Origin of the sequence: Vibrio sp. 16 (assembly GCF_963681195.1) — a bacterium.
Classification (GTDB): domain Bacteria; phylum Pseudomonadota; class Gammaproteobacteria; order Enterobacterales; family Vibrionaceae; genus Vibrio; species Vibrio sinaloensis_D.
The window spans coordinates 566224-589904 of record NZ_OY808998.1; the positions used below are offsets into that span (position 1 = coordinate 566224).

20 protein-coding genes are annotated in these 23681 nt (G+C 49.0%); 15 read left to right on the forward strand and 5 right to left on the reverse strand.

Going from position 1 to position 23681, the window contains the following annotated elements; genetic code table 11:
* Together U9J37_RS16800 and U9J37_RS16805 are read right to left on the reverse strand one after the other, a co-directional pair.
* On the reverse strand, positions 1-1080 hold the full coding sequence (locus U9J37_RS16800; protein WP_005469657.1) for a polyamine ABC transporter substrate-binding protein: 1080 nt from the start codon (positions 1078-1080) through the stop codon (positions 1-3).
* Between the two features lie 146 nt (positions 1081-1226).
* On the reverse strand, positions 1227-2489 hold the full coding sequence (locus tag U9J37_RS16805) for an NAD(P)/FAD-dependent oxidoreductase (RefSeq protein ID WP_005469877.1): 1263 nt from the start codon (positions 2487-2489) through the stop codon (positions 1227-1229).
* A 112-nt stretch (positions 2490-2601) separates the two neighbouring features.
* On the opposite strand from U9J37_RS16805, the gene U9J37_RS16810 reads away from it, so the two are divergent.
* The 15 genes from U9J37_RS16810 to U9J37_RS16880 all read left to right on the forward strand — a co-directional run bounded on the left by U9J37_RS16810 (position 2602) and on the right by U9J37_RS16880 (position 19568).
* Positions 2602-3603: a 4-hydroxyproline epimerase gene (locus tag U9J37_RS16810; protein ID WP_005469865.1), complete on the forward strand. Its 1002-nt coding sequence runs from the start codon at positions 2602-2604 to the stop codon at positions 3601-3603.
* A 15-nt stretch (positions 3604-3618) separates the two neighbouring features.
* Positions 3619-5124 (forward strand): aldehyde dehydrogenase (NADP(+)), encoded by a 1506-nt coding sequence (locus tag U9J37_RS16815; RefSeq protein WP_005469585.1) that lies wholly within the window; start codon positions 3619-3621, stop codon positions 5122-5124.
* A 151-nt stretch (positions 5125-5275) separates the two neighbouring features.
* Positions 5276-5692 (forward strand): DUF6559 family protein, encoded by a 417-nt coding sequence (locus U9J37_RS16820; RefSeq protein ID WP_005469659.1) that lies wholly within the window; start codon positions 5276-5278, stop codon positions 5690-5692.
* A gap of 488 nt (positions 5693-6180) precedes the next feature.
* A complete protein-coding gene (locus U9J37_RS16825; protein ID WP_005469770.1) occupies positions 6181-6888 on the forward strand; it encodes a response regulator transcription factor in 708 nt (235 codons plus the stop codon).
* Entirely contained in the window at positions 6878-8314 is a 1437-nt protein-coding gene (locus tag U9J37_RS16830) for an ATP-binding protein (protein ID WP_005469863.1), read from the forward strand. The genes U9J37_RS16825 and U9J37_RS16830 overlap by 11 nt, the downstream gene beginning before the upstream one ends.
* A complete protein-coding gene (locus tag U9J37_RS16835; RefSeq protein WP_005469804.1) occupies positions 8311-9558 on the forward strand; it encodes an ABC transporter substrate-binding protein in 1248 nt (415 codons plus the stop codon). Before U9J37_RS16830 ends, U9J37_RS16835 begins: the two co-directional genes overlap by 4 nt.
* A 132-nt stretch (positions 9559-9690) precedes the next feature.
* Entirely contained in the window at positions 9691-10356 is a 666-nt protein-coding gene (locus U9J37_RS16840; protein ID WP_005469739.1) for a GntR family transcriptional regulator, read from the forward strand.
* A 42-nt stretch (positions 10357-10398) separates the two neighbouring features.
* Entirely contained in the window at positions 10399-11163 is a 765-nt protein-coding gene (locus U9J37_RS16845; protein WP_005469695.1) for a hypothetical protein, read from the forward strand.
* Between the two features lie 255 nt (positions 11164-11418).
* Complete coding sequence (locus tag U9J37_RS16850; RefSeq protein ID WP_005469685.1) at positions 11419-13029, forward strand: peptide ABC transporter substrate-binding protein; 1611 nt, start codon at positions 11419-11421, stop codon at positions 13027-13029.
* Between the two features lie 78 nt (positions 13030-13107).
* Positions 13108-14028 (forward strand): oligopeptide ABC transporter permease OppB, encoded by a 921-nt coding sequence (gene oppB / locus U9J37_RS16855; RefSeq protein ID WP_005469861.1) that lies wholly within the window; start codon positions 13108-13110, stop codon positions 14026-14028.
* 10 nt (positions 14029-14038) lie between these two features.
* A complete protein-coding gene (locus U9J37_RS16860) occupies positions 14039-14968 on the forward strand; it encodes an ABC transporter permease subunit (RefSeq protein WP_005469728.1) in 930 nt (309 codons plus the stop codon).
* A gap of 9 nt (positions 14969-14977) precedes the next feature.
* Positions 14978-15967, forward strand: a complete 990-nt coding sequence (locus U9J37_RS16865; RefSeq protein ID WP_038187568.1) for an ABC transporter ATP-binding protein — start codon at positions 14978-14980, stop codon at positions 15965-15967.
* 9 nt (positions 15968-15976) lie between these two features.
* Positions 15977-16975, forward strand: coding sequence for an ABC transporter ATP-binding protein (locus U9J37_RS16870; RefSeq protein ID WP_005469836.1), 999 nt, complete (start codon positions 15977-15979; stop codon positions 16973-16975).
* Positions 16972-18759 (forward strand): aminopeptidase P family protein, encoded by a 1788-nt coding sequence (locus U9J37_RS16875; protein WP_005469592.1) that lies wholly within the window; start codon positions 16972-16974, stop codon positions 18757-18759. Before U9J37_RS16870 ends, U9J37_RS16875 begins: the two co-directional genes overlap by 4 nt.
* Positions 18760-19037: 278 nt before the next feature.
* Entirely contained in the window at positions 19038-19568 is a 531-nt protein-coding gene (locus U9J37_RS16880) for a hypothetical protein (protein WP_039475028.1), read from the forward strand.
* A 480-nt stretch (positions 19569-20048) separates the two neighbouring features.
* On the opposite strand, the gene U9J37_RS16885 is transcribed toward U9J37_RS16880, so the two are convergent.
* From U9J37_RS16885 to U9J37_RS16895, 3 genes are all read right to left on the reverse strand, one after another.
* Positions 20049-22550: a collagenase gene (locus U9J37_RS16885; RefSeq protein ID WP_005469812.1), complete on the reverse strand. Its 2502-nt coding sequence runs from the start codon at positions 22548-22550 to the stop codon at positions 20049-20051.
* 302 nt (positions 22551-22852) lie between these two features.
* Positions 22853-23311 (reverse strand): YaiI/YqxD family protein, encoded by a 459-nt coding sequence (locus tag U9J37_RS16890; RefSeq protein ID WP_005469477.1) that lies wholly within the window; start codon positions 23309-23311, stop codon positions 22853-22855.
* Positions 23312-23344: 33 nt separating this feature from the next.
* Entirely contained in the window at positions 23345-23668 is a 324-nt protein-coding gene (locus U9J37_RS16895) for a heavy metal-binding domain-containing protein (protein ID WP_038135923.1), read from the reverse strand.
* Positions 23669-23681: the final 13 nt, after the last annotated feature.

Genomic DNA, 23681 nt, shown 5'->3' on the forward strand with positions numbered 1-23681 from the left:
TTAATTCAAAAGCCAAGTATTGAACTCTTCGTTCAACTCGTCGGCGTAATCTGACCACCACTCGTCATCGATAAGAAAAGCGGTCTTAAAATTGTTTGGTGCAGTTGGCAGACTCGCCAAGATCTCTTGACTGATGTGTGCCGACGACGATTTACGGGTTGGTCCATAAGCGACATATTTCGCTTGATCCGCAAGAGGCTGTGTGCCGGAAGAGAATTTAATGAACTCTAAGGCTAACTTGGTATTTGGACTGCCTTTCGGAATCGCCCAACCATTCATGTAGCCCAGTTGATGATCCCAAATGATTTTGAACGGCTGGCCTTCTTCCTGAGTCGCACTATGAATGCGACCGTTAAACGCGGATGCCATCACCACTTCTTTGTCTGCGAGCATTTGTGGTGGCTGCGCGCCAGTTGTCCACCAAACCACATGAGGTTTGATGGTATCGAGTTTGGCAAAGGCACGAGCGCGACCTTCTGGCGTCTCTAACACGTCATACACTTCTGCCGGCGCAACCCCATCAGCAATTAACGCCCACTCTAAATTCCCCTGCGGCATCTTTTGTAAAGCTCGGCGACCTGGATATTGAGTGATGTTGAACAGGTCGACTAATTTGTTCGGTGCGGCTTTGCCTGCAAATGCCTCTTCGTTGATGGTAAGAACCGTTGAAACCACAATGGTATTCACCGCACATTCATGGATAGCGCCAGGAATAAAGTCTTTATCCGCTGGCGTGCCATCATCCCCTGCGGGCAGAATGCTTGGGTCTACCGGTTCAAGTAACCCTTCCGCGCAGCCTCGGACGATATCGGGTTTATCCAACGAGACCAGATCCCAGCGAACCTTGTTGGCTTCTACTTGTGCTTTAATCTCGGCAAGACCACCGCTGAAGTCTTCTGAGATCAGCTCAACGCCTGTTTTGGCAATGAATGGCTTGTGGTAAGCCTCGACTTGGCTGTGAGTAAATGCCCCACCCCAAGAGACTACCGTTAACTTCTCTTCAGCGTTCGCAACGCTTGATGTCCCTAGCAGCATTCCAGAAATCAAAAGTGCCAATGGTGTAAATGTCTTTCTTGACATGTTTGGTGCTCCTTTTTGTTGTCTTAACAGGGTACTCCCTGAAATTTTCAGACGCCTGGGTACTGCTGCTAGGCATCAAATTTGATTAACTTTTTATTAACATAATGCACTGGTATATTTTATACAATATTTAATTTTAAAATTTTTTAGCCAAAACGCGATAAACGAAATGGGGTGAGATCCAGCGCGGTTTTTTTCTGATGCCTTAATTGAGCGATAAGATCTGCGGTCACCGCCGCTTGCGTGAGACCTAAATGTTGATGGCCAAACGCGAAAAGAATTTTGCCGTCATAGAGGCTATCAATCACTGGGAGAGAATCTGGTAACGAGGGGCGGTTTCCCATCCATTGCTCACCCATTTCGGTGCTCTCAGAGACACCCGAAAGCAACCCTTTGGCCAGTTTTTTTAACATCAGCGAGCGTTTCATATTGGGCGGCGATTGCAACGCAGCGTACTCGACGGTGCCAGCTAGCCTAAGCCCGCCTTCCATTGGCGTCATAATAAATTTCCGATCGGCGGAGCTAACCGGAAACGGCAAACCTCCAGTTAATGTCGGTAACATAAGGTGATAACCTCGCTCTGCTTGGAGAGGGATTTTTTTACCTGTCATGCGTTTTACCAGCTTCGTAGACTCCGCACCGGTGGCAACAATAACCCGATCAAATGACTGCGTCTTGCTGTCACTGACCACTGACAGCGTATCCCCCGCATGCACATCATCAACCTGATGACACACAAACCGACCACCGAGATTTTCGAACGCCATTTTTAGCTCAAGGCATATTTTATAAGGGTTTAGGGTATGTCCCGTGTCTGGGAAAAACACACCATGCTTTACCCGATGGGATAAGTTGGGTACCTGCTCTCGAATCGCTTTCGTCCCCCACAGTTGGTACGCCACCCTCTGTTCATCAAACCCTTTCAATGTTGCGCCATAGGCTTTGAACAAGGCATCACTTTCGAACGTCAGTAGCGACCCTTGCATCACAATCAGATGGCGAAGACCGACCGATTCAAGCAAGGAAAACCAACTCGACATGGCGTGTTCGTTGAGCTTGGTAAGTGCCTTCGTGGCATGTTGTGTTGGTGCTTTTCTCGCTTTTAGTAAGAAGCGCACCATCCAACCTAAGGTTTGCGGTAAGTCTTGGAAACGAATCGACACTGGGCTCGACGGTGACAACAACATCTTCGGTAATTGAGGAACCAAAGCGGGAGTCGCCAATGGAAAAATCTGCTCGGTAGCAAAGTGCCCTGCGTTACCTTTCGAGCACCCTTCCCCCGCACCAGATTTATCAAATATCGTCACCTTATCGCCATGTAATTGAAGTTTTAACGCGCAGCATAACCCGATAATACCGCCACCAATCACGGCCACATTTTGACCAGAAGTTGATTGTTCACTGACCATTTATTTCTGCTCCTTATCACGTTTCCAAAACAAAATTGTATAAAATATACTTAACATCACGATAACATCCAACCCCAACAGTTCAACCAATTTCCTATTCAAGGAGCGAAAAATGAGACAAGGGACCTTCTTCTGTATCGATGCGCATACCTGTGGAAACCCAGTTCGGTTAGTTGCTGGAGGCGTACCGCCATTGCGCGGTGAAACCATGAGTGAAAAGCGCCAGTTCTTTCTTGAGCACTACGATTGGATCCGTCAGGCGTTGATGTTTGAGCCTCGTGGTCACGCCATGATGTCAGGTTCTGTGGTTCTCCCTCCATGCAGCGACAATGCCGATGCTTCGATCCTGTTTATTGAAACCAGTGGGTGTTTGCCGATGTGTGGTCATGGAACCATAGGCACCGTCACATCAGCGCTGGAACACAAACTGATTCGCCCGAGAGAAGAAGGTCGCTTGATTTTGGACGTTCCGGCTGGGCAAATTGAAGTGCACTACCAGCGTCGAGGCGAGAAGATCACCTCAGTGAAGATCTTTAATGTGCCTGCTTACCTTGCCCATCAAGATGTCACCGTTGAGGTGGAAGGGCTTGGGGAAATCACCGTCGATGTATCCTATGGCGGCAACTACTACGTCATTGTCGATCCTCAAGAGAACTATCGCGGATTAGAACACTACTCGTCAGATGAAATTTTAATGCTCAGCCCGAAAGTTCGTGATGCTGTCTCGAAAGCGGTGGAATGCGTCCATCCCAATGATCCGACGGTGTGTGGCGTCTCCCATGTACTTTGGACGGGTACGCCAACCAAACCAGAATCAACGGCCAGAAATGCCGTTTTTTATGGTGAAAAAGCGCTGGATCGCTCGCCTTGTGGGACCGGAACCAGCGCGCGCATGGCTCAGTGGCACGCGAAAGGAAAACTCAAGCAAGGTGAAGACTTCGTCCACGAAAGCATTATTGGCAGCCTATTCACAGGTCGAATCGAAGGAGTCACAGAAGTGGATGGTCGAGCCGCGATTCTGCCAAGCATCGAGGGCTGGGCGCAAGTCACCGGACACAACACAATTTGGGTCGATGATGAAGACCCGTACGCATTTGGTTTTGAATTAAAATAGCCCTAAGGATCTGATATGCATACCTTTCATGCCCTAAACCCTGCCACCGAGCGACCACTATCTGGCGAATTTCCAGAGCATGGCGCAAAAGAGGTGGATCTTGCAGCCATGGCCGCAAGCGAAGTGGCAAAAGCCTTTCGCCAAACCACCCCAGCACAGAGAAGTTCACTCTTACACGCCATCGCCGACGCTTTGGAAAGCGCCCGTGACGCCATTGTCGCCAGAGCCGAATTAGAATCTGCCCTGCCCAACGCAAGACTTAATGGTGAGCTAAGCCGCACGACCGCGCAGTTGCGTTTATTTGCCGACGTCGCTGTGGGTGGCTTATGGCAAGAAGCGATTTTTGATAGCGCCAATCCTGATCGTCAACCATTGCCCAAGCCTGACATTCGTCGCCACAACATCGCATTGGGGCCTGTGGCCGTGTTTGGCGCGTCAAACTTTCCTCTCGCTTTTTCGACAGCTGGGGGAGATACCGCCTCTGCTCTCGCAGCGGGCTGCCCTGTGATCGTCAAAGGCCATCCGGCCCACCCGGGAACCAGCGAGATTGTTGCCCAATGTATTGCCAAAGCGCTTGAGCAAGAACAGCTTCCACAAGCGATCTTTACGCTGCTTCAGGGAACCAGCCATGAATTGGGGCAAGCTGTGGTCACTCATCCGAGTATCAAAGCGGTTGGCTTTACTGGCTCTATCCATGGTGGGCGTGCGCTGTTTGACCTTGCCCAGCAACGCCCAGAACCCATTCCTTTCTTCGGTGAACTCGGCGCGTCTAACCCTGTTTTCATTTTGCCTCAACGTATGGAAAACCAAGCAGAGTCACTGGCGGAAGAGTACCTCATGTCGATGAACATGGGCTGCGGCCAATTTTGTACCAAACCCGCAGTTGTCTTTATTACCCAAGGCGAAGCCAGTGAACGATTCCTACAAGCAATGCGCGAGGGCATTAAGGCTCAAACAGGGCAAACCATGCTCACATCCGGCATCAAGTCTAACTATTTGACCCAAAGTCAACGGCGCGCTCAGCAATCTGGGTTAACGCAGACTCAGTCTTCTCCTGAATCGGGCGTTCCCTCAATCTTGTTTGAAACCACCAGCGAGATTTGGCGCACGAATCCGCAGTGGCAAGAAGAGATCTTTGGCCCTCAATCGATCGTCGTCGTGTGCCAAGAGAGTGAAGAGATGATCAGTTTGAGTCAAAACCTTGCAGGAAGTTTGACCGCAACGATCCACGCAGACGCCGACGATTATCCGCTCGCCAAGCGCCTGCTACCTGAGCTAGAAGAAGTCGCGGGGCGCATTGTCTTTAACGGTTGGCCAACGGGTGTAGAAGTCAGCTACGCGATGGTACACGGAGGCCCTTACCCAGCCTCAACCATGCCTGCCAGCACCTCGGTTGGGGCTGAAGCGATTAAACGCTGGTTACGCCCGGTCGCCTATCAATCCGTGCCGGACGCGCTTCTGCCATGCAGCTTACAGCAAGACAACCCCCTCAATGTTCGTTGCAGTGTGGACGGCAAATAAACTTTGTACAAAGCCAGCACAGATCGGCTGGCTTTGAAAATATAATTATCAATAACTTAAGACATCTTGCTTCTCAATTTGTAACACTGCACTATCGCATTGATTAGGTGAATAGATTGTTTTATTCACGCAGCACAAATTAGGAGCAACGATGTTTCCATCAACCCGAAAGCGCTTGATCAAATCCATCGCTCTAGAGGTTGCACCTCGACTGGCGGTCAAGTTTGGTAATAAAGCCTTTTATGACCCAGGTGAAATCGACTGGGTACTCTCCCAATTAGGTAAAGAGCAAGACAGCAAGTATTGTCGCTGTGCATACGCCATGATCACCCAGCAAAGCTTTTATGATTGGCTGGATCTCGCGAGTGAATTTGGCGAACAAGCGGAGTTTCTAAGAGAAGTCAGCATGGCGCTGTTTAAGCAAGATGCCCTACCCAGTTTTGAAGCCTACCTTGAGTACGCCAAGATCCACGCGGTGAATTCGAGTCACCCAACCAATACCTCACTCGACAATGCAGGCGTGATCGATTTTGGCTCAGACTCTTCAGGCGATGGTGGCATTTTTTAGCTTGTCTGTATTCCAAACAAATCAATTACGTGACGTGTCATCATCCCAAACCGCTTTGCGTTCGTTGCACCCAACAGGGATGAAAAAGCCAACCTCGGGCGAGGTTGGCACTCTTACCAAATTAGGGGGTCGGTAAGATTAAGACAGTGCGAGCACACCATGAATATCCAATTTAATCACTTCCCATAACCACACATCGAACTCTCCCAATCGAGCCGCATTGAGAGCGTTCAAAGAGCGTCACCCCAATCAGCCAAAGATGCTCATCTGCACAGTGACCAGCGTTGGGTAATACAAGACGTTCGGCGTTGCGAAGTCTAAAAGATCTTAACCAGCTATCGCGCCTTCAAGGTTACAAAACACTGCGGGTTTGTAAGTGATGACTTACAAAATCGTTCCTTTGTAACCCATAATTTAGACCCAGTTCGATTGAGAATTTCGGTCGAAAATAGCATCATATTGAAAACTCGCAGCAGGGACGTAAGGTGATGGAAAACAAGCAGATACTCGTCGTTGACGACAACTTGGATCTTAGAGAAGCATTGTCTGATTATCTGGGTCGCGCTGGGTTTGAAGTCATTGGTGCGGGCAATGGACGCGAGATGTGGCAACAACTCAAAAAGCATACTCCAGATCTGATCATTCTCGATATTATGATGCCGGGTGACGACGGATTTACCTTGTGCCAGAAGCTGCGCCGAGATTCCCAAATCCCGATCATTATGCTCACCGCCGTCACCGAAGAAGCGGACCGCGTCGCTGGACTAGAAATGGGCGCCGATGATTACATCACCAAATCGTTTAGCCCAAGAGAACTGCTAGCAAGAATCAAAACCATCTTACGCCGCAGCCAACTTAATCCTCAAACTCAGTTAGCCAGAAAAGTCCGCTTTGATGACTGGTCCCTCGATACCGTTACTCGCCAACTCACCCGCCTAGAAGACCATCAAGTCAAACAACTGAGTGGCGCCGATCTCTCCTTACTCGGCTTATTCGTCAACAACGCTAAATCAATCTTATCCCGTGATGATATCGCTCGTGAAATTTGGGGCAGAGATGCCGACCCCTTTGAGCGCGGTATTGACGTCCAGATCAGCCGCCTTCGCCACCACTTGGAAGACAAAGATCGTTCCTTGATATTAACCGTGCGCAACAAAGGTTATATGCTGACAACGGACGTCCACTATGAGAATTAAAACCTGGACTCGTTCACTGGTATTTCGCACCAGTATTTTCCTGCTGTTAGTGATCATTCTTGCTCAACTTCTGTCGGGCATGATTTGGTATCAACACGCCAACGAACGAGACAAACAAGGCTTAACCAATACGGTGAAAAGTTTGGCACTCAGTGCTTCATCCACCATCTCCTTTTTCCAAACCTTGCCCTCTGAATACCGACACCTTGTGCTCAATCAACTACGCAATATGGGCGGCACGCGCTTTTTTGTCTCACTCAACAATCACCATATCGAAACCCCGCCTTTGCCCGACAGCGAACGCAAAACCTTGGTTCTAAATGAAGTCAAACAGGTACTTTCATCCGAGCTGCAAGACATCCCCAACATCTCGGTGGAATTTACCCAACGCGACAATTTAAGAGTGTTTAATAACGAACTGCCGATTGATGAACTGCCGTTACTTTGGGCGCATTACTCACTCTCGTTTGGTGCGCTTAATCCTCCAATATTGGTGATGCAGGTCGAAGTCGATGAAAACGAATGGTTCTACCTTGCTGCGGTATTGCCTGCCCCGTACGTTAATCTTGAGACCCATTACTTTGATATTCGTGAGTGGATCACCTTACTCTTGTCTGCGCTACTGCTGCTGATCTGTACTTGGTTTGTCGTTCGTAAAGAGATTCAACCTATTCGCGAACTCGCCAAAGCCGCTACCTTAATGTCGAGCAGGCTCGATATTCCTCAGGTCGAAGAGCGCGGCAGCAACGAGCTCAAAGCCGCCATCCGAGCCTTCAACAAAATGAATCGGCGTATCGATAGCCACATTAAGGATCGCGAAATGCTGTTTGGCGCGATCTCCCATGATTTAAAAACGCCCATTGCTTGCCTCAAACTGCGCGCAGAAATGCTTGATGATGACACAGACAGAGAACGCTTTACCCGACTGGCGAATGACCTAGACTTGATGGTCAAAGGGGCTTTGCAATGCATCAAAGAGACGGACATCCACGAAGAGATTGAACCCATAGACTTCAATCAGTTAATTGAGCACATCGCCACCACAGTGACGCCGGAAACCGAGCGTATTCAAATTCAAGGTTCTATCGAGTCTGCGGTGGCCGGAAAACCCCTAGCGATTAAGCGCTGTATTCAAAATCTCGTCGATAATGCGTTGAAATATGGCGATAAAGTCAATATTCAGCTATTCGATAGTGCCGATGCCGTGAACATTGTCATTGATGATCATGGTGAAGGCGTCGATGAGGCGATCCTCGATAAACTGTGCCAACCCTATTACCGAGCCAATAAAACACAAGAAGGCTCTGGGTTAGGACTGACTATTTCCCAAAGCATTGCGAAAGCGCACGGTGGCTCTCTTGCTCTTAGCCACTCTTCATTTGGCGGGTTGCGCGCCACGCTATCCTTCCCAAGAGACTCACTATGAACAAATTGGCGATTTATCTTTCGACCCTGTCACTGACCGCCGTTGGGCTCACCGCCCCTCGCGCAGCAGAGGTTGAATTCCTTCATTGGTGGACATCCAAAGGTGAACAACACGCGATGGACGTGTTGACCCAACATTTAGAAAAACACGATATTCAACTGGCACCGAAGCCCGTCTTGGGCGGTGGCGGTGACAGTGCGATGACGGTATTACAAGCAAGAGCGCTGGCAGGAAATCCACCCAGTTTTGCACAAATTGAGGGCCCAAGCATTCGAGCATGGGATGCAATTGGCATACTCCATGACATGAACGCTGTCGCTAAAGACCATCAATGGGAGGCCACTCTCTACCCCCTTTCCCAGCAGATCAATCAATCTGCCAATGGTTATGTTGCCCTGCCGTTAACTCTGCATCGACTCAACTGGTTATGGGTGAACCACCAGCTATTGTCTGAGCTCAACCAACCGGTGCCGACTACTTGGCAAGCGATGTTTACGGTGATGGAACAGGCAAAAGCCCAAGGCATCACCCCACTCGCTGTCGGCGAACAACCTTGGCAAATTGCCCAGTTATTTGAAAATCTGGTGATTGCCACGGGCGGGGTGGATTTCTATACCCGAGCAATGGTCGACCTTGATCCAGACAGCATCAATAGTGACACCTTACGCGCCGCATTAGCTCAGTTCCGTCGCCTAAGTTTGCTGATTGATAACACCTTGCCCAACACAAGATGGGACACCGCGACGAAAGCACTCGCAAGCAACCAAGCCTTGTTCCAACTCGGAGGCGATTGGATTCTTGGTGACCTGATTGCGAAAGGCGTAGAGGTGCCGAATCAGATAGGCTGCTACCCGGCCCCCGAAAGTGACGACGTTTTCCTCTATAACATGGACAGCTTGATCTTTATGGTGAGCAAATCGTTCACTAAAGACCAAGCCAACCATGTGGCCAATGTGTTGGCAGATCCAGAGTTTCAGGCGCAATTTAACCTACACAAGGGGTCCATCCCGGTACGAACCGACATTGCACTCACCGACTTTAACCCTTGCCAAATCAAAGCCTATCAAGCCTTTAAAAAGGGAGTGGCACAAAGCAAAGCGGTGCCAAGCATGATCGACTCCATGGCCGTCAACCCTGTCGCCCAACAAGCCATCAACTCGGAGATATTTCGCTTCTACCGCAACAAGTCGCTCACCGAAGAGAGGCTGATTAAGCGCATTATTGCCATCGCTGAAAGTCACTAACTCACATAGGTAAGATGAACAATTGACCTACCCCCCAAAAACGGGGCGAGTTAAAAGCGGAAAGTCGCAATCCCAATCACCAATGGTATATTGAATACAATTTATTGTGATTTAGATATACCGGAGACTGGGATGTCGCAAAAACCCGTTTTTAAAACTCGAACGCAGTTAGTTGAAGAAGCTATTCGCAGCAAAATTCTCAAAGGTGAGTTAAAAACTGGCCAGCCTCTGCGCCAAGATGCCTTAGCCAAAGAGTTCAATGTCAGCCGAATTCCCGTTCGTGAAGCCTTAATGCAGCTTGAAGCGCAAGGACTCGTCAGCTTCGAAGCCCATAAAGGGGCAACCGTGACTGAGCTTTCGCCAGACAAGATCGACGAGCTGTTTGAGCTAAGAGCCGTTGTCGAATGCCACATCCTCGAGCGCGCGATTCAAAACATGACCGATGAGGATCTGGCGCGTGCCAATGAGATTCGCGCTAAGTTCGATGATTTGGTCAATCGTGGCGATGAAGTTGAAGAGTGGAGCAATTACAACTACGAACTGCATAAAGCCCTCTATGCCCCAGCTAACATGCCTGAAACCATGGATGTGATTTACAACCTAAACACCAAATGCGACCGCTATATTCGTATGCAACTGCTGTTTACCGAGGGCACTGCTAAAGCCGATAAAGAGCACAAAGCGCTCCTTGAGATGTGCCAAAATCGCGATATAGAGGGTGCAAAATACATGCTGAAAAAACACATCCTTGAAGCGGGCGCGGCCATTCGTGACCTGCTGCTAGAGCGTCAAAGCTAAGCGCGACCAGACAACTCCAACATAAAGAAGTGAGTACCCACTATGCACATTGGTCCAGAGTTTTTGCTTGCAGCCATTCGGCAAAAGATTCGTGATGAAGGGCTTTGCTACAGCGCACTTTCCGATAAGACTGGCGTGCCGCTGTCAACAATCAAGCGGCACTTACACAACCCTGCATTGGGTCTCGACAAAATACTGATGTACACCACGCACCTCAACACCAACTTAGTGGAGTTGTCGACGCTCGCCATTCAAATCCAAAGAGACAACGAGCAATTTTTGTCCGATGAACAAAACGCGCTATTTGTCGAATATCCTTACCTGTTGGATTTCATCTACTTAGTGACCTCCTGCAATCGGTCTCCAAAAGAGATCGCGCAAGAGTACCAACTGTCGGATACCAGCTTACGCTTTTACCTCAGCATTGCTGAGATCCTCGGTTACATGGAGAACCACGGAGACAAAATTTTCTACCGTTCGGGTCGCCGCTTTATTATGGAAGAAGGCACAGAGCTCGATACATTGTTTAAACGACGATTCGAACAGATCTCAATGGCAGACGATACCGTCTCTCAAGTGTGTCAGGCTCGGGTTCGCCTCACTGCCGAACAAAGGCTGAAACTTGAGCAAGAGATCGATCAGAAGATCAGTGAAATGCACGCAGCCAACTGCGCAAATGAGACGGGCGAGTTGACTAACGTGATGCTGCGCAGTATTCCCGGTCAACAGATATTTTTTGCCGACACGCTACCGGAAATTACCGGAGAATTACTCAAAGAAGTCTCCGCTCGATTTCGCCGCCAATAATCTGATCACACCTAAATGAGCAAAAAGATTTTTTGCTCGTTTTTTATTCAGATTCACTTTCTAAGACCAGCAGTCTCTGTTTTTGCCACCTTGTTACAAAGATGTTAACTAATGTTTGTTGCATGGTTTTATACAATATACATTCCTCTTATCCCCTTAGTTATTTGTGCCAGTCGTTCATGCCGTTTGAACGCGCTGCCACCCACTCAACTACCACCTAAGGGGCCACTCCGATAAGGACATAACGAGGAAGCTATGAAAGCTAAAAAACTACTCGCACTGAGTGCGATCGCAACCGCTCTAATAACAGGAAGTGCCCTAGCCAAACCTTATCCTGCTGGAACGCAGCTCGCGGACAAGCAGGAGATCACTCTAAATAATGGCGCAGAAGTGACCTCCATCGATCCGGCGAAACAGGCGGCTGAGCCTGCATTTAATCTTGGTCGTGACCTGTTCGAAGGGCTGACCGTTCAAGATAAGCAAGGCAAAACCATTCCAGGCATCGCTGAGAGTTGGTACGCCAATGAAAACAATACCGTATACACCTTTAAGCTGCGTGAATCTCGATGGTCAAACGGAGATCCACTCACTGCTCATGACTTCGTCTACAGTTGGCAGCGCCTAATTGATCCAGAAACCGCCTCTCCCTACGCTTGGTTTGCCGCTATTCCGGGGATAAAAAATTCCAACAAAATCATGAAAGGTGAAGCCGCCGCCGATACATTGGGCGTAAAAGCCGTAGATGATTACACCTTCGAAGTAACGCTAGAAAAGCCCGTGCCTTTCTTCATCAAGCTTCTTAGCCATCCAGTACTTGCTCCAGTGCCTCGACAAGCGATTGAGAAGCATGGCAGCGCATGGACACAACCAGAGAATATCGTCACCAATGGCGCGTTTACCGTTTCACAGTGGAAGGTGAATGAGAAAATGGTCATGGTGAAGAACGACCAATATTGGGATGCCGACAACGTTGTCCTCGATAAAATCACGTGGTTACCGATTGGTGATGCCAATGTGGCTTTAAATCGCTATCTGGCCGGAGAAATCGACCAAGCGTTGGCGATTCCTGCTGCTCAAAAATCCAAACTACTGAAAAAGTTTCCTGAGCAAGTGGCCGATACCAGCGCATCACTCGGTTCGACCTTCTACTATCTGAATACAGAGAAAGGACCAACTCAGGATCTTCGTGTTCGTCAAGCGCTTTCGTACGCCATCGATCGCAACATCATCACCAAAGCGATTGTCAAAAACGGTGGCATTCCTATGTTCACGCTGGTTCCACCACAAACCGATGGCTTTAAGTCGCATACCCCCGAGTTTGCCAATTGGACTCAAGCCGAACGTAATGCCAAAGCGAAAGCACTGATTAAAGAAGCGGGCTTTAGTGACAGTAATCCACTTAAGCTAACCTTCACCATCCCGACCTTCTCTAAAGATGTGAAGATGGCGACCGCGATGGCAGGCATGTGGAAAAGCGTACTGGGCGTGCAAGTCGAGATCATTCAGCTTGAGCCTAAAGTCTTCTACGCTCTGAAAGATCCAGGCCACATTAGCCGTGGTGGATGGACAGCCGACTACAACGAGGCATCCACTTGGCTCGACATCTTCGTCTCGACAGGTGAGTACAACGACTCCAACTACAACAACCCAGAGTATGACCGCTTAATGGCCGAATCTAAAAGCCTGAGCGATCCATCCGCAGAATACATTGCCGCTGAAAAGCTCTTGATTGAAGACATGGCGATCATCCCGATGTACCGGAGTGGGAACGATCAGTACTTAATCAAAGAGTATGTCGGTGGCTACGAGCGTACTAACCCAGAATCCTCTTACTACCGCAAGAATGTTTACGTGAAGGCCCACTAATCGGGACTGTTTGCCCGAGCCTACATCTTCATCTTTGTCCCTGTAGGTTTCGGGCTTTTTTCAAGGAAAGGATACGTCATGTTGCTGTATATTCTTCGCCGCTTGTTGATTGCCATCCCCACTCTGCTCTTTATCGCTTTGGTCTCTTTTTGGTTGATGCACATCGCGCCCGGTGGCCCATTCGATATGGAAAGACCGATGCCCGACGTGGTACGCGCAAATATTGAAGCCAAGTTCCACCTCAATGAGCCATTTATTGTTCAGTTTTTCATTTACATCGGTAACTTTGTTCGCGGCGACTTAGGGCCAAGCTTCGTTTACCAAGATTTCACCGTAACCCAATTGGTGGCTCAATCATGGCCAGTATCGGCGGTACTCGGTGTTATTTCATTTTGTATTTCTGTCCCGCTGGGCATGGTGCTCGGTACGATTGCCGCGCTCAATCGCAACGGAAAGTTGGACTACCTACTTATGTCACTCTCAATGACTGGCGTGGTGATTCCAGCCTTTGTACTGGCGCCAGTGCTAGTGACAATATTCTCGATTCACTTAGGGCTGTTACCAGCAGGTGGTTGGGAGGGCGGCGAAGTGTCGTTTCTCATTCTTCCTGTCTTGAGCTTGGCGATTGGCTCTGTGGCCAGCATTGCTAGGGTTATGCGTGGCGCCATGATTGAGACACTCAACCAGCCCTATATTCGCACGGCAAAAGCAAAAGGGTTATCGACCCCTTATATTTTGTTTCACCACGCGCTACGTCCGTCACTGATCCCGATTATTGCAATGCTTGGCCCGAGTTTTGTCGCCGTGATCACCGGCTCAGTCATCATCGATATTTTCTTCAGTACAGGTGGTATGGGCCAGCACTTTGTCTCTGGTTCACTCAACCGAGACTATGGGTTAGTGATGGGCATTACCCTGATTGTCGCCGCCTTGACCATCTTTTTTAATCTCGTGGTGGATATTCTCTACACCGTTATTGACCCGCGCATTCGTATATAGGAGGTGACGAATGTTAACCAAACGCATAGATGCCAAGGAGCTGGCGGATCAAATGAGCTCTAACATCGAAGCCGTCGAAGGACGCAGTTTATGGCAAGACGCTTGGACTCGATTTCGTCAAAACCGAGCGGCCATGACCTCCGTCTACGTGCTGTTTTTTATCGTACTGTGCATTACCTTTGGCCCGCATTTGGCCGCATTTGGCCATGATGAAATTGATTGGAATGTGGTGGTCGACCCGTACGAGCTGGGCAAACCCTCCATCAGTTCTGGTCACTACTTTGGGACCGACGATCTTGGCCAAGATCTCTTTGCCCGCACCATGCAAGGCGGGCGACTCTCGATCATGGTTGGCTTTATGGGTGCTCTTGTCGCCGTGTTGATTGGTACTGCATGGGGCGCACTTTCAGGCTATATGGGCGGCTTGGTCGACAGTGCCATGATGCGCATTATTGAAGTTCTCGACTCCGTCCCTTTTATGTTCTTAGTCATCTTGTTTGTGACCTTGTTTGGCAACAACATCTATTTGATCTTTGTTGTGATTGGCATGGTCTCGTGGCTTGGTATCGCCAGAGTCGTTCGCGGTGTGACCTTCAGTATTAAAAAACGCGAGTTTATTGAAGCGGCGCACTCGATTGGCGTGTCTCGATTTACCATTGTTCGTCGTCATGTGCTGCCAAATGTATTGGGCATCGTGATGGTCTACTCCTCGTTGATGGTGCCCGGATTTATCATGTTCGAATCCTTCTTAAGTTTTCTTGGCTTAGGGGTTCAGCCACCAGATACCAGTTGGGGAGTCCTTATCTCCGAAGGGTCAAAAACCATTGATGTCGCTCTGTGGCAATTGCTGTTCCCTTCGCTGTTTCTGGTTGCCACCTTGTTCTGCTTTAACTTTATTGGTGACGGTCTGCGTGATGCACTTGATCCAAAAGATCGCTAAGGAGCCATGATGAGTATTTTATCTATTGAGAACATGAACGTTCGATTCAAAACCCCCGATGGCATGGTTCAAGCCGTCAGCGATCTGTCTTATTCGGTCAATAAAGGGGAAACCCTAGGTATTGTTGGCGAGTCGGGTTCTGGCAAAAGCCAATCGGTGTTTGCACTTATGGGGTTAACCGCGGACAACGGCATCGTCACTGGCCAAGCCAATTTCCACGGTGACAATTTACTCAGCATGAGTAAAAAACAACTCAATCATATTCGAGCAGAGCGAATCGGCATGATTTTCCAAGATCCGATGACCTCGCTCAATCCGTTTATGAAAATTGGCAAACAGCTTGCGGAAGTGTTGATGATCCACAAAGGCATGAGTCGTCACGATGCACAAACAGAAGCCATTGCCATGTTAGATGCCGTTCGCATTCCCTCTGCCGCGACGCGCATGACCCAATACCCGCACGAGATGTCCGGTGGAATGAGGCAACGGGTGATGATCGCCATGGCTTTACTGTGTAAACCGGAGCTGCTGATCGCCGATGAGCCCACCACGGCGCTCGACGTGACGGTACAAGCGCAAATCTTGGCTTTACTACGCGAGCTGCAAGAAGAGTTCAACACCGCGATTTTGCTCATCACTCACGACATGGGCGTGGTTGCAGAAATGTGCGATCGCGTGCTCGTGATGTATGGCGGCAGGAAGATGGAAGAATCCGATACCGAGTCTATCTTTGACGCGCCCGCTCATCCATATACCCAAGGCTTACTCAAAGCGATTCCATCCATCACTGAAGATATGGATCGCTTACCGACCATTCCAGGCAACCCGCCTAGCGCACTGCTTAACAACAAAGGCTGTCCATTCAAAGAGCGCTGCAACCAGTATCAAACGCAATGCAGCTCGGTGATGCCAGCCTTTAAATCCATCACCGCGTCTCAAGGCTTGGCTTGTCATGTCAATCCTAGCAATGTCGTCACGCCTATTGTTCGTAGTGCGTAGGAGATAATCATGGAAAACAAAGAAATATTACTCTCGGCACGTGACTTACAAGTCCACTTTCAATTGAATAAACATATCTTGCCCAGCAAACGTAAGGTAGTGAAAGCTGTTGATGGCATTGATCTCGATGTCTATAGAGGCGAAACCTTAGGCATTGTGGGTGAGTCAGGTTGCGGCAAATCGACACTCGCCCGGGCGCTACTCAGATTGATTGAACCCACGGGAGGCGAACTGTACTGGAAGGGCGAAAACATGCGCGGCTTGAGCAAACAGGAACTGGCACTGCGGCGTCGAGAGTTCCAAATGGTCTTCCAAGATCCCTCTGCTTGCCTCAACCCGAGGCTGACCATTTCTGAGTGTATTGCTGAGCCGTTACTCACTCACGAGCCGCATCTGAGTCGCAAAGAGATCGAATCTCGCGTCATCGCCATGATGGATAAAGTCGGTTTACTCGCGAGCCAACGAAACCGCTATCCCCATGAGTTCTCGGGCGGACAGTGCCAACGCGTAGGCATTGCTCGTGCCTTGATTCTCAAACCTGACTTAGTGGTGTGTGATGAACCCGTGAGTGCATTGGATGTCTCCATTCAAGCGCAAGTGATCAATTTGCTGGAGGACCTGAAGCAAGAGATGGGACTAACCTTGGTGATGATCGCCCATGACCTAAGTGTTGTGCGTCATATCAGTGACCGCGTCATGGTGATGTACTTAGGCAAACCCATGGAAGTCGGTCGTTATGACAACGTATTCGATAACGCCCAGCACCCTTATACGCAAGCGCTCCTCTCAGCGGTGCCCATCGCCCATCCAACATTGGCTCGCAATCGAAATATTCAACTTCTACCGGGGGATCTGCCCTCGCCGATCAACCCGCCCAGTGGCTGCGTATTTCGAACTCGCTGTCCAAGTGCCACTGAGCAATGCGGCGAGCAAAACCCCACCCGAAGTGGTCATGCAGACCACCATATTTTCTGTACACATACCCTGCTAGGAAATCAGCCACTATGACCATAACCTCAGTTTCCGAGCGCTTGACGGCGCTTCGCGATGGCATGAAAGCCCATCAATTGGACGCTTATATCGTCACCAATAACGACCCTCACTCCAGTGAATATTCCGCGGACTATTGGCTCGCTCGCCAGTGGATTTCTGGGTTCACTGGCTCTGCGGGTGATGTGGTTGTCACGGCAAACGGCGGTGGTTTATGGACCGATGGCCGCTACTACATACAAGCCGACGAGCAGCTAGAAGGTTCAGGACTCGACCTATTCAAAGCGCGTCTACCAGAGACTCCCACCATTGCCCAGTGGTTAGCCCAAACGCTACCGGAACATGCCGTAGTCGGTGTCGATGGACGCAGCATCAGCCAGCGGTTTTACACTCAACTCACCCAAGCCTTTGCCAAGAAGTCGATCCAGTTGGTCGTTGAGCACGATCTTATTAGCCCGATCTGGGATGATAGACCAAGTCGCCCCAAGGCACGTTTGTTTACTCATCCGCTTGACGTTGCTGGCCAAACGACCAGCGAGAAGATAGCTCACTTACGTCGCTATTTGACAGAGCAAGACGCCAACGCACTGCTGGTATCCACCCTTGATGATGTCATGTGGACACTTAACATTCGCGGCGCAGACACCTCATACTGCCCAATTTCAGAGAGCTATCTACTCATTGAACAGACTAGCAGTCGTCTATTTATTGATAGCGACAAACTAAGCCCTGAGGTCGTTGCCGCGCTCACTCAACATAGAATCCATTTGCATGATTACGACCATCTGAGTACCGCGCTGAATTTGCTCTCCGCAGGGAGCACTCTGCTATACAGTGCCAAGTATTGCGATAGCTTGACCGTGCGCCAACTCAAACCCGAGCTCACTCTAATCGACACGCCTTGCCCCGTAACCGACATGAAAGCGCAGAAGAATCCTACAGAGCTAGAAAGCATGGAAGAGGCGCTACGCAAAGATGGCGTCGCCATGGTGAAGTTCATGAAATGGCTCGATGAGCAAGTGCCAAGCGGCCAAGTCACCGAACTCAACGCCGAGCAAGCGTTAATGGGTTACAGGAAACAGATAGACGGCTATGTTGGCGAGAGTTTTCGCACCATTGCTGGCTTTGCCGAGCACGGCGCCAAAATGCACTATGCTGCCGACAGTGAGAGCAGCTATTCCATAGACGAGTCGAGTTTCTTGTTGGTCGATTCTGGCGGCCAGTACCTCGGCGGAACCACAGACATCACCCGAACATTCCATTTTGGCTCACCGAGCCACCGTGAAAAGCACGACTATACCTTGGTTCTTAAAGCAATGATCCGCTTAACGCAGACTCGATTTTTACAAGGCTCAACAGGCGCGAACCTCGATATCATGGCTCGCGGCGTACTCTGGCAACACGGCATTGATTACAAATGTGGAACTGGCCACGGTGTCGGCATGTGCTTAAACGTGCACGAAGGTCCGCAAAACTTCTCGCAAAACCCCGCAGAAGTCCCTTTAAAACCCGGCATGGTCATCACCAACGAACCCGGCGTTTATCGTGAAGGTGAGCACGGCGTTCGCATAGAAAACATCATGAAGGTGGTTGAGATCGAACAGAATGAATTTGGCAGCTTCTATGGATTCGAGACCATAACCCTTGCCCCAATCGCGACAAACATGATTGATAAATCCATGCTCGATAGCAGCGAAATCGCTTGGCTCAATCAATACCATCAACGCTGCTGGCAACAGCTTAGCGTTGATCTGAACGAGGATGAAAAATGCTGGCTTAAACAGGCCACACTCGCTATCTAACAGCACCGGACCAAATGCCCATTGTGCATTTGGTCCGTTTAAACGTATGCAGACTCGTATCTCAATGATAACCGATCTTATAATTGAGACAGAATCTAATAATCAGAATCAATCTCAAACTTCTTGCTATCCGGTGAGATTTTAATCGCGCTCTATTTTATAAATACCCATCAAAACATTCCTAAAAATAATAGTAAAAGTAAGTCAACCGACCGAGCTAAATGGTGATTTCACTGTTTGTGCTTGTTGGTAAACGCCTATCAAATAAGGATCATTTCATGAAACACTTCGCGTTGGCATTTGCAACCACACTGACACTCGCAGGCTGTTCAAGTAACGATATCAATGATGCCGTCAGCGACGGCGTCAATGGCGCAATCAACGGAGTCTTGGGCTCCGTCAGCAGCAGCAACGGTACCGTCGTCAAAAACGGTAAGAGCTACAGTGTCGAAAAAGAGCGCATGTACACCACACAGGCGACACGCTTGAAGAAAAACTACGGCAACATTGAGCTCACGAGAACCGAAAAGAACCCCAAATCAAAAACAGAGCTTGTCTTAGAGAGCTGTGTTCATCCGCGTATCGGCTCTATCGGCTGTGAGGGCTATATCTTTGAAGTGACAAAAGAGGGCTGGCTGGTCGAAAAACCGATCACATTTAATACCAATTACAACAAAGATATCTCTATTGCTTCAGGCACTTACTATTTTAAGATGACGTCAAAAGGAACGGGTGACAGCTACTACGTGGCGAACGAAATAACCATTCAGCCGTTTGTGACCAACTATGTTGCGTTAACAGTAGAGTAAAGAAAGAAGAGAAAAATCATGGCCGATTGACTGACAGAATAGTCAATCGGCCATTGAGCTAAACACTCAAACGGATTCCAAGTTCCATAAAACCTTGGGGCATCCTTGCCCACAAAGAGAAGTTACCAACGGTAAATTACATTTTGAACAATAATCGCGCTACCTGAATCAAATCCACATTTCTGCAGCTATCTCGCTCCTATTGGAACATCAACTGTTTTCATGTCTCAGCAATTCTCGGTGAGGCAAAGTATCAACGCGAATAATAGTATCAATAAATCTCCCCTTACACTGTAAGGCCATGTAAGCGAGAGACATTTATAAAGTTGAATTTTGTAAGGGACGTAAGCGATTGCTTTATAAAGCCCGCCAACCACCGCTTTACATTGTAAATTCAAATATGTGATTTGCTTGAACGCCTCGTTCTGGCTAATAAAAAAGCCCAGCAGACGCTGGGCTATCCGTAAGGAGGTAAAGCAATCAGTAACGACAGCCTTCGCTATCAAAATCAACGACCAGGGCCGCATTGTCGAACTCACCGGAAACTTTTAAATAGCCCCAGTAGTTTGCTTGGCCAACAATCGTAATGCATTCACTGTTGCCCGGGTTCGCCGACCAGCCGTGCAAATTCGAGCCGTAGCTATTTGGCCAGCTAAAGTTGCTGTATTCCAACTTCAGATCACCCGTTCCATTGGCAGAGGTAATAGACATTGAGCGATACTCGTTCACCGCAGGAATAGCTAACCAAATAGTTGATTGACTTGCCAAGCAGACAGGCTCCCCAGCCGTTAGCTGCCCACCACCCACTTTAGGACGAACGGCACAATCTTGTGGCAGTTGGTTGTTACCACCAGCCTGCTCCTCGGTAATAGTGATGCTCGCGTAGGTACTCGCCGTCAAACCGTCATTATCTGTGATGGTCAAACGTACCGTGTAGGTACCCGCACGGCTGAATTGGTGCGTCGGATTGGCCTCGGTACTTGTCGCGCCGTCACCAAATTCCCACAAGTAGTGGACAATTTGACCGTCTGAGTCCGTGCTACGTGAGCTGCCGAATGTAATGGTTTCATTCACTTTCCCCTCGTTAACCATAGAGATTGCCGCGGTAGGAGGCGTCAGTGCACCGCCCCCGCCGTTGACCAACTGCTGTTGCCACTGCTCAAACTCACTTTGATACAGGTTCGCCCATTGAGTGATGGTCGCTTTGTATGCCGACCAGTTTCCTTGACGAGTGTCCGCCAACATGGCATTGACTTCGTTCATATGGCGCTCGAACATAAATCGCACCGCGAGATACCCCCAACGATAGATGCGATCAACATCGAACCCGTCATACGTGGTTTCAAATATTTCCGCTAGGGTGTAGGTCGAACCATCCATGATGGTTTCTAGGGCTCTCGGGTTGTTATCTTCGTTCGCAACATACTCTGCGACGCCCTCAGCCCACCAAACGACCTTCTCTGTCGGATGATTAAATCCACCATATAAATCAAATCGTCCGTCGAGGTAGTGGACATATTCATGCTCTAAGTTCCAGACAAAATGATCCGCGTTAGCGTAAGACGCCTCATAGGCAATAAAGTTAGGAATGTTGCCGGGTGTGCCGGGCTCGCCTTCTAAGTACATCCCGCCATTGTTGGTATCAATGTCGAAGATTGGCCCAGCGTATTTGCCGTAGTCGTCATCACTATCGAAAATGTTCACTTGCAATTGAATGTTGTGATCGTCAGGTACAGGAACACGACCCGTTTCAAGTCGTTGATGGAAATAGCCTTCTTCGTACCCCATCTTGCTACACGCGGCTCGATGCTGCTCTGGCGTCATGTTTTGCGAAAGAATACGTATCGTATCGCTACACACGTAGGTTTGTGATAACACTAATGACTTCAGCTCTTGATCAAAGTTACAAATCCCAAACTCTGAACAGTCGACATAGTAAGAAGAGGAATCCGCGGTCGCGAGCCAAACACTATCGCCGTAACCATACATTTGGTATTGATCAAATATTTGACGCAGTTTACCCACGACAGACGGGGCGATGCTGGTATTTTTGTATTGAGTTAAACGCCCTAACTCTCGCCCCGCATTCGCCGTCATAAACTCATCGGCTTGGCCGATTGAGTTTCGATTCAATGCAAATTGCGACAGTGCCTCAACCAAACCTGTTTGAGACCCAATCTGACTGACAAACTGATCATTCCACTGGCCGCCAAACAAGACCGTAAAGACTCCGTTGACGGCATTGCGCATATACCAGTTTTGCGCATAGCTTCTGTCCCAGCGGTTTAACCACTCAGTGACAACGCCCAAGTACTCATGCTGAAGACCTGCGCTGTCCATCGTGGTAATCACTTCGCCAAGCACTTTGCCGTGTGGATCGCTGTTTTCGTAAAAGCTGCCGCTGTTCACGAATGAATCAACCGCTTCTTTTACCGCGGGCTGAACCCAAGAGGCGAAGTTGATGCTGTTGTCATAAAACTCGGCATAGTAGCCTGCTCGCAGGTATAAAAATAACGCTTCAAGATCATCGCTGCCGCCACCTCGATATGATCGAGATAATGAAGAGGTATGCTTCGCTACTTGGTACATATTGCTCGAACTGAATGCGACGCGTTGGATGTCGCTAGACGCTGAAAACAACTCATTAACACATTGAGCGCCTTGTCCGGTAATTTGCGTAATGAGTGTTGAGCTATTACTGGTATTAAAAGCGTTCACATCGCAAGGCAACGCCGATGTTCCTGCGCTCAACGCATTAAAGGGAGACACGTCCTCGATGGTCGGTTCAGGTTTTGGTTTCTGAGGCAGGCTCTTTTGCGGAGAATATTGAGGTTTATGATCCTCAATACCGTGCTGAACTTCGTGGTCATGATCAAAATGAACGGCTCTATCGACAATTTGAGGCGTCGGTTCACTGACAGCAAATACGGGCGCAGTGCAAAGCGCACCAATCACTGCAACTGTTATTTTTCTAAGTTCCATCTTAATAACTCTTGATTGATTTGTTGAAATACTGGATTCCAGTATCGGCCGCATCACTGAGCAAAAACTCAGCAAGCATTTTCAATCTAAGCGTTAAAAATCAGGAGTGAAACTGGCGAATTTTCCAGTCTCAAGAAGTAGTACTTTGAGTTCCAAAAGGCCAAACGTTACATTTTTGTTAACTGAATTTAATAAAACTGAGGGTTAGATCCAAGTTCAGCATGGCTGTACACGCTACCGATACTCGATAAATTGAGCGATAAAGAAAAAGGACGCTGTGCGTCCTTTCGTTATTATCTTCGTTACTTTTGGGCTCTTTGCCACTGCACTAACCACTTATCCAAGTGATTGGCAAATTGCTGGCGATCCGCTTGGCTTAACGGCGCTGGGCCACCAGTTTGAATGCCACTGCTGCGCATGGTTTCCATAAAGTCTCGGATGTTGAGCCGCGATTTGATGTTCTCTTTGGTGAACATCTCGCCACGAGAACTTAACGCGTGGCCACCTTTGGTGATGACTTCATCCGCCAGTGGGATATCGCTGGTGATCACCAAATCACCCAACTCACACCGCTTGACAATTTCGTTGTCTGCCACGTCAAAGCCAGCCTGAACTTGAAGCATGGTTACTTTTGGTGAGGCTGGTGTGCGGATGAACTGATTCGCCACCAAGGTCACCTCAACACCGGTTCGCTCAGAAGCTCGAAATAGAATATCTCTTACCACAACAGGACACGCATCCGCATCAACCCAAATTTTCATAGTTCTATTCCTAGCTTCACATTGATTGCGGTATTAGACCTTAAATTTCACCGCAGTACCACTGACACTGACCATCATCATACTGCCGCCACTGCCAATCACTTCATAATCGATATCAATACCGACAATGCCGTCCGCGCCCATTGAGCGAGCTTGCTCTTCCATTTCTTGGAACGCAATTTCACGTGCGCGGCCCATTTCCCGCTCATACGCACCTGAACGTCCGCCAACCACATCACGAATGGCACCAAACATGTCTTTAAAAATGTTCGCGCCCAAGATGGCTTCGCCAACAACCACACCCAAATAATCTTGTACAGGCTTTCCTTCCACGACTGAAGTTGTAGTTTTAATCATCACTTTTTCCTTA

Bases quoted from the DNA above. Each gene is read 5' to 3' on its own strand.
- U9J37_RS16820 (WP_005469659.1), top strand. From the start codon at position 5,276: ATGTTTCCATCAACCCGAAAGCGCTTGATCAAATCCATCGCTCTAGAG.
- U9J37_RS16880 (WP_039475028.1), top strand. From the start codon at position 19,038: ATGAAACACTTCGCGTTGGCATTTGCAACCACACTGACACTCGCAGGC.
- U9J37_RS16825 (WP_005469770.1), top strand. From the start codon at position 6,181: ATGGAAAACAAGCAGATACTCGTCGTTGACGACAACTTGGATCTTAGA.
- U9J37_RS16800 (WP_005469657.1), bottom strand. From the start codon at position 1,080: ATGTCAAGAAAGACATTTACACCATTGGCACTTTTGATTTCTGGAATG.
- U9J37_RS16875 (WP_005469592.1), top strand. From the start codon at position 16,972: ATGACCATAACCTCAGTTTCCGAGCGCTTGACGGCGCTTCGCGATGGC.
- U9J37_RS16885 (WP_005469812.1), bottom strand. From the start codon at position 22,550: ATGGAACTTAGAAAAATAACAGTTGCAGTGATTGGTGCGCTTTGCACT.
- U9J37_RS16810 (WP_005469865.1), top strand. From the start codon at position 2,602: ATGAGACAAGGGACCTTCTTCTGTATCGATGCGCATACCTGTGGAAAC.
- U9J37_RS16850 (WP_005469685.1), top strand. From the start codon at position 11,419: ATGAAAGCTAAAAAACTACTCGCACTGAGTGCGATCGCAACCGCTCTA.
- U9J37_RS16865 (WP_038187568.1), top strand. From the start codon at position 14,978: ATGAGTATTTTATCTATTGAGAACATGAACGTTCGATTCAAAACCCCC.
- oppB (WP_005469861.1), top strand. From the start codon at position 13,108: ATGTTGCTGTATATTCTTCGCCGCTTGTTGATTGCCATCCCCACTCTG.
- U9J37_RS16840 (WP_005469739.1), top strand. From the start codon at position 9,691: ATGTCGCAAAAACCCGTTTTTAAAACTCGAACGCAGTTAGTTGAAGAA.
- U9J37_RS16815 (WP_005469585.1), top strand. From the start codon at position 3,619: ATGCATACCTTTCATGCCCTAAACCCTGCCACCGAGCGACCACTATCT.
- U9J37_RS16860 (WP_005469728.1), top strand. From the start codon at position 14,039: ATGTTAACCAAACGCATAGATGCCAAGGAGCTGGCGGATCAAATGAGC.
- U9J37_RS16870 (WP_005469836.1), top strand. From the start codon at position 15,977: ATGGAAAACAAAGAAATATTACTCTCGGCACGTGACTTACAAGTCCAC.
- U9J37_RS16830 (WP_005469863.1), top strand. From the start codon at position 6,878: ATGAGAATTAAAACCTGGACTCGTTCACTGGTATTTCGCACCAGTATT.
- U9J37_RS16805 (WP_005469877.1), bottom strand. From the start codon at position 2,489: ATGGTCAGTGAACAATCAACTTCTGGTCAAAATGTGGCCGTGATTGGT.
- U9J37_RS16835 (WP_005469804.1), top strand. From the start codon at position 8,311: ATGAACAAATTGGCGATTTATCTTTCGACCCTGTCACTGACCGCCGTT.
- U9J37_RS16890 (WP_005469477.1), bottom strand. From the start codon at position 23,311: ATGAAAATTTGGGTTGATGCGGATGCGTGTCCTGTTGTGGTAAGAGAT.
- U9J37_RS16845 (WP_005469695.1), top strand. From the start codon at position 10,399: ATGCACATTGGTCCAGAGTTTTTGCTTGCAGCCATTCGGCAAAAGATT.
- U9J37_RS16895 (WP_038135923.1), bottom strand. From the start codon at position 23,668: ATGATTAAAACTACAACTTCAGTCGTGGAAGGAAAGCCTGTACAAGAT.